Genomic DNA, 10160 nt, shown 5'->3' with positions numbered 1-10160 from the left:
GGTGCCGCAAGGTCCGGAGGGCAACTGGATGGCCTTGACAACGCCGGATGCGCGCCGCACGAACGGTTTTATTCTTCCCGCGACGGATCCCCGGCAACCGCATCGAGGCCGTCGGCTTGCCGGCAGAGGCGGTTCACGGCGCGTTTCGCGATGCGACCGGGAACCGTCGTCACCCTCGGGAAGTCCCCCAAAGGGCTCTTTTCCGTCAACAGCACGCAGCCGTAGGCCGCCTCCAGGAGGGAAAAGGTGAGGACCGCGTTGGGGGATCCCAGGCTCAGGATCCCGCCGTCCCGCATCAGGAGGAGTCGGTCGCCGTACATCGCCGCGAGATTCAGGTCGTGGGACACCATGACGATGGTGATGCCCCGCTCCTGCTTGAGCTGCTCCAGAAGATCCATGACCTGGATCTGATGGGCCAGGTCGAGAAAAGCGGTGGGTTCGTCCAGCAACAGGATGTCCGGCTCCTGGCAGAGGGCCTTGGCGATGAAGACCCGCTGGAGCTCGCCGCCGCTCAGGCAGTTGAGCTTGCGGTCGGCCAGGGGCCCGATGTCGGTGACGGCCATGATCCGCTCGGCGACGGCCATGTCCTCCCGGGTCTCGAATCCAAGGATGCCCTGGTGCGGGGCCCGTCCCATGAGGACCATCTCCCGCACCGAGAAGGGAAAATCCAGGGGGAGCTGCTGGGGAACCCATGCGATATGCCGCGCCAGGGCTTTTCGGGAATAGCTCTCGACGGGCCGTCCCAGCACCTTCAGGCTGCCGGCCGCCGGAATGATGCCGGCCAGGGCCTTCATCAGGGTCGTCTTGCCGGAGCCGTTGGGACCGATCAGGATGAAGAAATCCCCCCGGTCCACGGCAAAGGAGAGGTCTTTCAGGACCGGGGTCTCCCGGTATCCATGGCTGAAGTGCCGGACCTCGAGGGCGGGGCGCGTCATCCCGGGCGTCATATCCTGGACCGTTTCAGCAGGTAAATGAAGAGCGGCGCGCCGATCATGGCCGTGATCACCCCCGTGGGCATCTCCCCCTGGGCCGGCAGCACCCGGGCGAGGATGTCGCAGAGAATCATGTAAGCCCCGCCGCCCAGGATGCAGGCCGGCACGAGGACCCGGTGATCCGGCCCCAGCACCAGCCGAAGCAGGTGAGGCATGACCAGCCCCACGAACCCCAGAAGCCCGCAGTAGGAGACCGTGGCGCTCACCATGAACGACGTGGCGAGCAGCAGGACCAGGGAGGCCGCCCCGGTGTTCACCCCCATGGTCCGGGCCGCCTCCTTCCCCATCAGCAGCAGGTTCATGACATTGGCATATCGAAAGATCAGCAGAAAGCAGGGCAGGACGATCAGCGCGAGGAGTCCGGCCTGGGCCAGGTCCGGCAGGGAAAGGTCCCCCATGAGCCAGAAGAGAATGTTGTGGATCCGGGCGTCCTGGGAAATCGACAGAAGAAAGGTGATGACCGACGAGCAGAAGGCATTGATCATGACGCCGGAGAGGAGCAGGGCGTCCTTTTTGAGCCGGATCCCCCCCCTGCCCATGAGGACGACAAGGGCCAGCACCGCCATACTCCCGGAAAACGCCGTGAGACAGACCCCGGGAACCCGGGAAAACCCCAGGAGAATGCCGATGATGGCCCCCACGGCCGAACCGCCGGAGATCCCCAGGATATAGGGCTCGGCCAGGGGATTTCGCAGCAGGGCCTGAAAGACCAGACCGCCCAGTGAAAGGGTCGATCCCACGAGGGCGCCCAGGATCACCCGGGGCAGACGGATGCGCCAGATGATATTCGTCAGCATGTCCGGTTCCGGGCCGCGTCCCAGAAGGGCCTGAAAGGCGTCCACCGGGGTCAGCCGGCTCGACCCCACGGAAATCCCGAGAAAGGCGAATGCCGCCAGCAGCACCAACAGCGGAACCGAGACCCACACGATCCGTCGGAATATTGGCGATGTCGTCATCTCATTCCCTGTCGCCCAGGCCGGGGTGAATGATGTCGAATAATTGTTCGAGACCCTCGACCATTCGGGGACCGGGACGGTCCAGGACATCCGAGTCGAGAATATGGACCCGGCGGTTGCGGACGGCCGGCATATCCGGCCACGCCATCCATTCCCGCTTCACCTTTTCAAACAGCCCGCCCCGGGCCATCGACGTGATGATCAGGATGTCCGGCGCCGTCATCAGGACCTCTTCCCGGCTGAACCGCGGATAGGGAATATCCCCCGCGGCGAGATTCCTCCCGCCCGCGGCGATGATCAGTTCATGGATGAAGGTGGGGGTGCCCGCGGAGACGATGGGGTTGACCCCGATCTGGAAAAAGACCCCCGGCCGGGTTTCCGCCGTCGCGGCCAGCCGCCGGACCCTCGAAATCCGGCGCTGCATCTCCCCGACCATCGATGCCGCGGCTTCCGGCGCATTCAGCAGTTCGCCGACGGCGCGGATGGCCGTCATCACCGTATCGAGGCTCCTGGGGTCCACCGCGTAAACGGGGATGTTCAGGGCTTCGAGGCGCATGACCACGTCCACGGGGTTGCCGTCCTTGACGGCGATGCAGAGATCCGGCGCCAGGGCCGTGATTTTTTCGAGATCCAGCCGGACGTAGGACCCCACCTTGGGGATCTGTTCCGCCTCGGCGGGATAATCGCTGAACCGGGTGGCCCCCACGAGGCGATGCGCCTGTTTCAGCGCGAAGACGATCTCGGTGACGCTGGGCGCCAATGCCACGACGCGCCGGGGATCCGCCGGGACCCGAACCGATCGGCCCGCCTGGTCCCGGACCATCCGGTCTTCCGCATCCGGGCACGGGATCAACGGCCCCGGCATCATGAGCATGAGGGAAACCAGGGCAGCGGCGATCAGGACCCTCGGGCCGGGAGTCCGTATTCCGGGTCGATAGGGTTGTTCGGCGTTCATGGCACCAATCATTAGGGACTTTTCCAGTCCCGGTCAAGCCTTAAGCGGCATCGCATCCATCGCAGCAGGCAAAATATCCAGTCACATGGCCGACGCCGCATCATTCCGGCTGGGCCTCGGGGGTCGGCTCGGCGATGAGCTTCCCCGTAACCGAACCGTCGTATCCGGGCAGCGTATCGATCTCCCTGCGAAGCGCGGCGGACTGGAGGACGTCGAGAAGAATCCTGATGATGGGATGATCCGCGAGGTCGGCCGGGATGACCAGGTCGCATCGGGCCGCGGTGATCGGCACAAACCCCAGGCCGTGGACCTCGGCAACGGCCCTGAGTCCCAGGGCGGCGTCCGCGACGTTGCAGACGATGCGATAGGCCCCCTCCCGGTGGGATCCCACTTCATTCCGATAACCGCCGATGTCTTCCGGGCGAATGCCGGCACGCCGCAGATGATCGTCCAGCAGCACCCGGAGGGCGGCGCCGGCCTCGCGATTGACGAAGCGCACCATGGGCCGGGCCAGGTCGGCCACCGTGCGGATGCCCAGAGGATTGCCCCGAGCCACCATCAGCCCTTCCTCCAGGAGGGAAAACCCCAGGATGCGGCTTCGCCCGCGGCGCAGTGTTCTGGCGGCCAAAAGGACGTTGGATTCCGCCTTGCCGGTATTGTGCAGGTGGGTGCCCGCCACGTGCGCGACGCCTTCGGCCAGGCCTTCGATAGCGCGATGGCTCGATGCGAAACGGCAGTGCACGCGGGCGTCGGGAGACATGCGGGAGACATGCTGCCCGAGGATTTCAAATGCCGGATCGCACCCCATCAGAATAATGGTTCTCTCCAGGCGGTCGGCGGGAAGCAGTATCTCGGCCCGCTTTCTGTCCGGCGCCAGCAATCCGTCCGCCGATCGCAAGCCGAACGGCACGGATTCGGCGCCCTGAAGCGGAAAGCCCACCAGCCGATCGCGGACCCGCCCCAATGCCAGACGCGTCGACGGCGCCACGTCTTCGCCGATCAGGTGGATGTCATGACGCTCCCGGGGCGTCCGTTCGACGAACAGGTCCTCCACGCGGCATCCGAAAATGCGTGCCAGGCGCAACGCGACGGCCGTATTGGGCAGGTAACGCCCGGATTCGATGTCGTAAACCGCCTGACGCCGGATGCCGATTCTTTCCGCCAGCTCCTCCTGAGACCACCCCCTGGCCAGGCGATACTGTTTGACGCTGCATTGTATATCATGAGGTTGTCGGGGCACCGTGCCTCCCTGCCGTAATCCCGCCGTCGATTTTCGAAACCGTCTGTATTTAAAAATTCAAATTTCATAATGATGGCCGGATAGAGGTGCCGTATCCTCCCGGCACCGCCCTATGAAAGTCGAAAGTTGAGCTAAAAAAACATTGACGGACTCTATATCATATGTCAATAGATGCCGTCAAATGACGTCTAAAAACGTCATTTGCCGTCACCTCCGGTTTTATGCTCAACAATCCGAAATGATAGGTCGAAACAGATTGCGGCCTCAACCGTAACGGGGTTTATGTCAAAGGAGAGATCGAAAATGGCATCGTTAAAATGTGTGTTGCGTCTCCTGGTCATGGTGATGTTGGTGCCGACCGGAATAATGGGGCTGGATGCGTTCGTTGGATCCGGAGCCGCCGCGGAAACCGATGTCCTGGTCTTTGCCGCGGCCTCCACCACCAACGCCCTCACTGAAATCGGCGAACAGTATACGGCAGCACATCCCGGCCGGCGCATCACCCCGTCGTTCGCCTCATCCTCCGCGCTGGCCAAGCAGATCGAAAGCGGGGCACCGGCGGATATCTTTCTTTCGGCCAACCGGAAATGGATGGACTACCTGGCGGAGAAGAACCTGATCGCGACAGAAAGCCGCTTCGATCTCCTGGGCAACCGGATCGTATTGATCGCGCCGATCAAGAGCACGATGCCGCCGATCACGGTGGTGCCCGGTTTTTCGCTCGCCGCCGCCCTGGGCGCGGACGGCCGCCTCTCCCTGGGGGACCCCGATCACGTGCCGGCCGGCATTTACGGCAAGAAGGCGCTTGAAAATCTGGGCGGCTGGGATGCGGTCAAGGATCGGCTGGCGCCCATGAAGGATGTGCGCGCGGCCCTGGTGCTGGTGGAACGCGGGGAGGCCCCCCTGGGGCTGGTCTATGCCACCGATGCCGCGATTTCGAAGAAAGTGCGCGTGGTGGGGATGTTTCCCGAGGACAGTCATCCGCCCATCGTCTATCCCGCGGCGGCGGTGTCCGGCGGCAAAACCGCCGCGTCCCGGCATTTTCTCGATTTTTTAAGATCCCCGGCCGCCCGGATGATTTTTGAAAAATACGGGTTTGTCGTGCGGTGATGGATCTGCTTCATTTGACGCCGGTTGAACTGGAAGCTCTCGAACTCAGCCTCTGGGTGTCGGGCTGGGCCGTGGCCGTCAGCCTTCCGGCGGGAATCCTGACGGCCTGGGTTCTGGCGCGCCGCCGCTTTCCCGGCAGAAACCTGCTGGACGGACTGGTGCATCTGCCCCTGGTGCTCCCGCCGGTGGTCATCGGATACCTGCTGCTGGTGATGCTGGGGCGGAACGGCATCATCGGCGGATTCCTGGACCGTTACCTGGGGGTCGTCCTGGCCTTCAACTGGAAAGGGGCCGCCCTGGCGGCGGCCGTCATGGCATTCCCGCTTCTGGTCCGCGCCGTGCGGCTCTCCCTGGAAGGCGTGGACCCCGGGCTGGAGGCGGCGGCCCGCACCCTAGGCGCCGGTCCGGTTCGGGTCTTCTTCACCGTCACCCTGCCGCTGATGGTGCCGGGCATCATCACCGGGGGCATCCTCGCGTTTGCCCGGAGTCTGGGAGAATTCGGCGCCACCATCACCTTCGTCTCCAACATCCGGGGACAGACCCAGACCCTGCCGCTGGCCCTCTACACCCTGACCCAGGTCCCGGACGGGGAAACGGGGGCCATGCGACTCTGCCTCCTGTCGGTGCTCATCGCCATGGCTGCGCTGGTGTTCTCTGAAATATCGGCCCGGAAATTCGCCGCCCGCATGGCGGGATAACCGGCCGTGGACATCCGCATCAATCACCGGCAGGGCGGTTTCACGCTGGATGTTGCGTTCCGGGGCGCCCCCTCGGGCGTGACGGCGCTCTACGGCCCCTCCGGCGCGGGGAAGACCTCCGTCGTCAACATGGTGGCCGGTCTGCTGAAGCCCGACGCCGGCCGCATCGCCGTCAACGGTCTCTGCCTCTTCGATTCGGCGCGGCATATCGATCTGCCGCCGGAAAAACGCCGCATCGGCTATGTGTTCCAGGACGGCCGCCTCCTGCCCCACCTCTCGGTGCGATCCAATCTGACCTATGGGATGCACCGCACGCCGGCAAGGCGACGCTTCGTCAAATTCGATCCGGTGGTGGAACTTCTCGGCATCGGCCGCCTGCTCGACCGCCGGCCGTCAAAGCTTTCCGGCGGCGAGAAACAGCGGGTGGCCATCGGACGCGCCCTCCTGACCAGCCCGGCACTGCTGCTCATGGACGAACCCCTGGCATCACTGGACCCGGCGCGTAAGGCCGAGGTGCTGCCCTTTGTCATGCGGTTGGGCCGCGAATTCGCCATTCCGATCCTCTACGTCAGCCATGCCCTGGACGAAATCCTCCATCTGGCCGTCCGCATGGTCCTGATTCAGGAAGGGCGCGTTCTGGCCGAGGACGATCCGGAAGTCCTGCTCTCCCGGTCGGATCTTCAATCCCATCTCGGCCGGAGCGAAACCGAATCGGTCATCTCCGCCGTGGTCGACGAGCCGGAGGACGCATTCGGCCTGACCCGCCTCCGCTTCGGTGGCCACACCCTCAAGGTGCAGCAATTTCAGGCCGCCAGGGGGGAATCGGTGCGCGTGCGTATCCCGGCCCGCCAGGTGGCCGTTGCGCTGTCGCCGCCGCGACGGACCAGTTTCCAGAACGTCTTCCCGGGGGAGATCCGGGAGATATGGAATCACGGCGCGCCTTTCGTGGACGTCCGTCTGGACATCGGGCGTCCCCTGTGGGCACGGATCACCCGCCAGTCCCTGTCGGAACTGAACCTGAAGCCCGGCCGGCCGGTGTTCGCCCTGATCAAGAGCGTAGCGGTTTCTCCGGGACCGTCGGACGCATCCCGCGAAAAAGAACCTTCCCTCGTGGCCGTCGACGCCTGATTGCGGCAGCAGCCCGGGCCCATGTCAATTGACGCCGCTTTCATTGGAAGCGGCATTTTTTCGGGATGCCTGCAGCGCCTGCATCCATCTGGCGGCGTTCCGGGCGGTTTTGCTTTTGGGGGCCGCCTTGTCCATGGCCCGGGCAAAACAGGCCTCCGCGTCCGTGAGCCGCTTCAACTTCAAGGCAACCATGCCCTCCATGAGGTACATCCTGCCGTCGCCGTCATCGAGAGCCGCGCCCTTCCGGTATGCGGCGATGCTTTCCTGGAGATCCCCCAGGTGGAAGCAGATGTCCCCCACGCGCGCCCAGCGTTTCACCGTCGGAGCCCTGTCAGCGGCCAGACGGGCGGCCTCCAGCGCCTGCTCCAGGTTTCGGGCCGCCAGCCAGGTGTCGGATATCAGGTCCAACGCCTTCGGGTCGGGATCCTTTCCAAAGGCCTTCAGATATGCCCGGGCCGCCGCCCTGGGCACCCCCGCCAGCCGATAGAGATCCCCCAGGTTCCGCCACCCCTTCCGGTCCGGCGGAGAAAGGCGGTAGGCGACGGAGAGGGCCGCCGCCGCCCCGGCATGGTTGCCCATTGCGGCGCGTACCGCCCCGATATTCTCCCAGACCTCCGGCCGGCAGGGCAACAGCGCCGCGGCGGACGTGAAGCAGTCCTCGGCCCTGGCCGTCTGCCGCAGGCGATAACAGGCGGTTCCCATGCAGAAAGACAGGTGGTAATGCTGCCGATCCGGGTGGCGGGCGGCATAGGCCGAAAGCATCTCCAGGGCTGCCCGGTTCCGGCCCGCGGCCATGGATTTACGGGCCTTTTCCAGAACGCTGAAAAGCTCCCCATCCACGGCCGGCGGTTCGGGGCATGCCGGCGGGGGACCGGCCCAAAGGGGGCCTGCCGTGCAGCACGCCCCCATCAGAATCAGGATCATCCAAAACCGTTTCATCGGGTCCTCCATCAGGTCAATCGAGTTTGAATTGAATGGTGGTCTCCACCCATACGTCCACGGGCCGCCCGGACCGGATCCCCGGGTTGAAGCGCCATCGGGGGATCGCCTCCCGAACGGCGGCATCGAAAACATTCCTCGGAGATGACGAGAGGATGGTCAGGTCGTGGACCCGTCCTTCCCTGTCCACCAGGAATCGGACCTTCACCCACCCCTCGATGTTGCGGCGCCTTGCCCGGTAGGGGTAGTCGGGTCTGGGCTGCCCCATGACGGCGGGTATCGTGTCGACCTGGTCCATGGCATATCCCCGCATCGCATCGCCGGTCTCCCTCGGGGTGTCGGCCCCGGGGACCGCCGGGGAAGCATCGTTCGTGGAGCGGCCAGACACCGGCACGGCAACGGCGGCCTTCTTCGCAGGCCCGGCGGGCAGAGGCCTGGGAGCGGAAACCTTGACCGGCGCCGTCTCCAGGAGCACCGGCGGGGGCGCTTCCGCGGTTGCCAGGTCGGGCGGCGCCAATACCGAAGACTCGGCCGGCGCCGGAATCTCCGGCGGCGTCAAGAGAAGTTCCGGAGGCTCCGGAGCCTCCGGAGCGGGCTGCGTCTCCGGCCCGGGCGTGGACTTGCTGCGCAACGGAATCCGCAGATCGAGGGTTTCCGGGACAGGCCGGTCCGTGCGGACATCCTGGTCCAGGAGAAGCGGCGCCAGGGCGAAAATGATCAGGTTGAGCATCAGCGAAAAGCCGATCCCCACAAGAACCTCGCGCCCTCCCGTTCCCGGTTTGGACGTCACGGCGACGGCGCCACGGCGGACACGGCCGTGTTTTCCGCCCCGGCCAGCCGGCACTGATCCAGGACGGCCACCAACCGACCCGTGCTGCACGCCCGATCCGCCTCGATCAGGACCCCGCCGCCGGGGTTCTCCATGAGAAACAGCGCGACGACGGCCCGCAGGTTCCGCAGCTCCACGGGACGGCCGTCGACGAAGACCTCCCCGGCCGTCGTCACGCCGATCATCAGGCCCACCGCGTCTCCGGGTGCGGCCGACGCCGCCTCGGGCCGCTGGACCGTGACGCCGCTCTCACGGACGAAACTGGCCGTAACCAGAAAAAAGATGAGGAGGATGAAGATCATATCGATGAGGGGCGCCATGTTGATGTCCACCTCGGTGCTCTCCGCCAATGCCCGTCCGGCCCCGAACCGTCCTCTCGATCTCAGCATCCCGTCCCCCCTTTTCCATTCTGTTTTCCATGCATGGGCAATCTGTCCCGCGGCGCCGTCAGCCATTGATCCACGGCCCGGTGAAACACCATGAGTTCGCCTTCGATCTCCCGCACCTTCTGGGTCAGGACCTGTCCGGCAAAGAGACCGGGAATGGCGATGAGCAATCCGGTCTGGGTCGTAATGAGGGCCTCCTGGATCCCGGACGCCAGGGCCTGGCTGTTCCCGGTCCCCTGGAATCCGATGACCTGAAAGGTCTCCACCATCCCGCTCACCGTGCCCAGGAGGCCCAGGAGCGGCGCCACCGCACCCAGAACCCGGATCGCCGGGAGATAGCGGTCCAGACGGGAAATCTGCCGCCGAACCGCGACCTCCCACAGGATCCGATCCGTCTCCGGATCTCCTGTGCGGTGTTCCAGAAAATAGGCCAGGACCGCCGTCCGGGATCCTTCCGGCCCCGCCTCGGGCGCTCTATCCCGGCCCGCCATCCGCGCCGGCGCATCGGCGATCCTGAGGGGATGACGGCGCACCCGGAACAGCCAGAGGCTCTTCATCACCACCATCTGCCACATCAGGAGTGAAACGACGATCAGGGGGATCATGACGGGACCGCCGGCCCGGGTATAGGCGACCACGGCTTCCAGCCCGTTCACCGGCCGTTCCTTTGCCGTTTCAGGAGGGCCGCCGTCATCGCCATCGCCTTCTCCTCCATGTCGGCGGCGATATTCTGGGCCTTGCGCCCCAGAAAAGCGGCCGCCAGCATGATGGGAATGGCTACGGCAAGGCCCAGTTCGGTGGTGATGAGGGCCTCGCTGATCCCGCCCGCCATGAGCCGGGGGTCTCCGGTGCCGTGGATGGTGATGACCTTGAAGGTGTTGATCATGCCCGTCACGGTCCCGAGCAGGCCCAGAAGCGGGGCCACGG

General features: G+C 65.2%; 12 protein-coding genes. 3 read left to right on the top strand and 9 right to left on the bottom strand.

Annotated elements, in window-relative coordinates; genetic code table 11:
- Positions 1-68 precede the first annotated feature (68 nt).
- The 4 genes from AB7S84_RS14250 to AB7S84_RS14235 form a co-directional block, all read right to left on the bottom strand.
- Complete coding sequence (locus AB7S84_RS14250; RefSeq protein WP_144016608.1) at positions 69-935, bottom strand: ABC transporter ATP-binding protein; 867 nt, start codon at positions 933-935, stop codon at positions 69-71.
- An 8-nt stretch (positions 936-943) separates the two neighbouring features.
- The gene (locus tag AB7S84_RS14245) at positions 944-1948 is read right to left on the bottom strand and encodes a FecCD family ABC transporter permease (RefSeq protein ID WP_020877250.1); all 1005 of its coding nucleotides are present in this window, start codon (positions 1946-1948) and stop codon (positions 944-946) included.
- A gap of 1 nt (position 1949) precedes the next feature.
- Entirely contained in the window at positions 1950-2903 is a 954-nt protein-coding gene (locus AB7S84_RS14240) for an ABC transporter substrate-binding protein (RefSeq protein ID WP_236886002.1), read from the bottom strand.
- A gap of 100 nt (positions 2904-3003) precedes the next feature.
- Positions 3004-4143: a substrate-binding domain-containing protein gene (locus AB7S84_RS14235; protein ID WP_020877248.1), complete on the bottom strand. Its 1140-nt coding sequence runs from the start codon at positions 4141-4143 to the stop codon at positions 3004-3006.
- Between the two features lie 303 nt (positions 4144-4446).
- On the opposite strand from AB7S84_RS14235, the gene modA reads away from it, so the two are divergent.
- The 3 genes from modA to modC are packed head-to-tail and all read left to right on the top strand — an operon-like array spanning position 4447 to position 7079.
- Positions 4447-5253 (top strand): molybdate ABC transporter substrate-binding protein, encoded by an 807-nt coding sequence (modA, locus tag AB7S84_RS14230; protein WP_428155225.1) that lies wholly within the window; start codon positions 4447-4449, stop codon positions 5251-5253.
- 14 nt (positions 5254-5267) lie between these two features.
- Entirely contained in the window at positions 5268-5951 is a 684-nt protein-coding gene (gene modB / locus AB7S84_RS14225) for a molybdate ABC transporter permease subunit (protein WP_428155223.1), read from the top strand.
- A 6-nt stretch (positions 5952-5957) separates the two neighbouring features.
- Positions 5958-7079 carry a molybdenum ABC transporter ATP-binding protein gene (gene modC, locus AB7S84_RS14220; RefSeq protein WP_428155221.1) on the top strand — a complete coding sequence of 374 codons (1122 nt, stop codon included), beginning with the start codon at positions 5958-5960 and terminating at the stop codon, positions 7077-7079.
- A gap of 24 nt (positions 7080-7103) precedes the next feature.
- Here the strand turns inward: modC and AB7S84_RS14215 are convergent, their stop codons facing one another.
- The 5 genes from AB7S84_RS14215 to AB7S84_RS14195 all read right to left on the bottom strand — a co-directional run.
- Positions 7104-8018 carry a tetratricopeptide repeat protein gene (locus AB7S84_RS14215; protein ID WP_428155219.1) on the bottom strand — a complete coding sequence of 305 codons (915 nt, stop codon included), beginning with the start codon at positions 8016-8018 and terminating at the stop codon, positions 7104-7106.
- A gap of 16 nt (positions 8019-8034) precedes the next feature.
- Positions 8035-8808 carry a TonB family protein gene (locus tag AB7S84_RS14210; RefSeq protein ID WP_428155217.1) on the bottom strand — a complete coding sequence of 258 codons (774 nt, stop codon included), beginning with the start codon at positions 8806-8808 and terminating at the stop codon, positions 8035-8037.
- On the bottom strand, positions 8805-9236 hold the full coding sequence (locus AB7S84_RS14205) for an ExbD/TolR family protein (protein ID WP_020877242.1): 432 nt from the start codon (positions 9234-9236) through the stop codon (positions 8805-8807). The genes AB7S84_RS14210 and AB7S84_RS14205 overlap by 4 nt, the downstream gene beginning before the upstream one ends.
- Entirely contained in the window at positions 9230-9889 is a 660-nt protein-coding gene (locus AB7S84_RS14200) for a MotA/TolQ/ExbB proton channel family protein (RefSeq protein ID WP_428155215.1), read from the bottom strand. The genes AB7S84_RS14205 and AB7S84_RS14200 overlap by 7 nt, the downstream gene beginning before the upstream one ends.
- Positions 9886-10160: MotA/TolQ/ExbB proton channel family protein (locus AB7S84_RS14195; protein WP_428155213.1), on the bottom strand; the 275-nt coding region annotated here is incomplete at its 5' end. The genes AB7S84_RS14200 and AB7S84_RS14195, both read right to left, overlap by 4 nt.

It is taken from the genome of Desulfococcus sp. (genome assembly GCF_050178255.1).
GTDB classification, from domain to species: domain Bacteria; phylum Desulfobacterota; class Desulfobacteria; order Desulfobacterales; family Desulfococcaceae; genus Desulfococcus; species Desulfococcus multivorans.
Note: the sequence above shows the minus strand (reverse complement) of the source record. Positions and strands in the feature narration are given on the sequence as shown.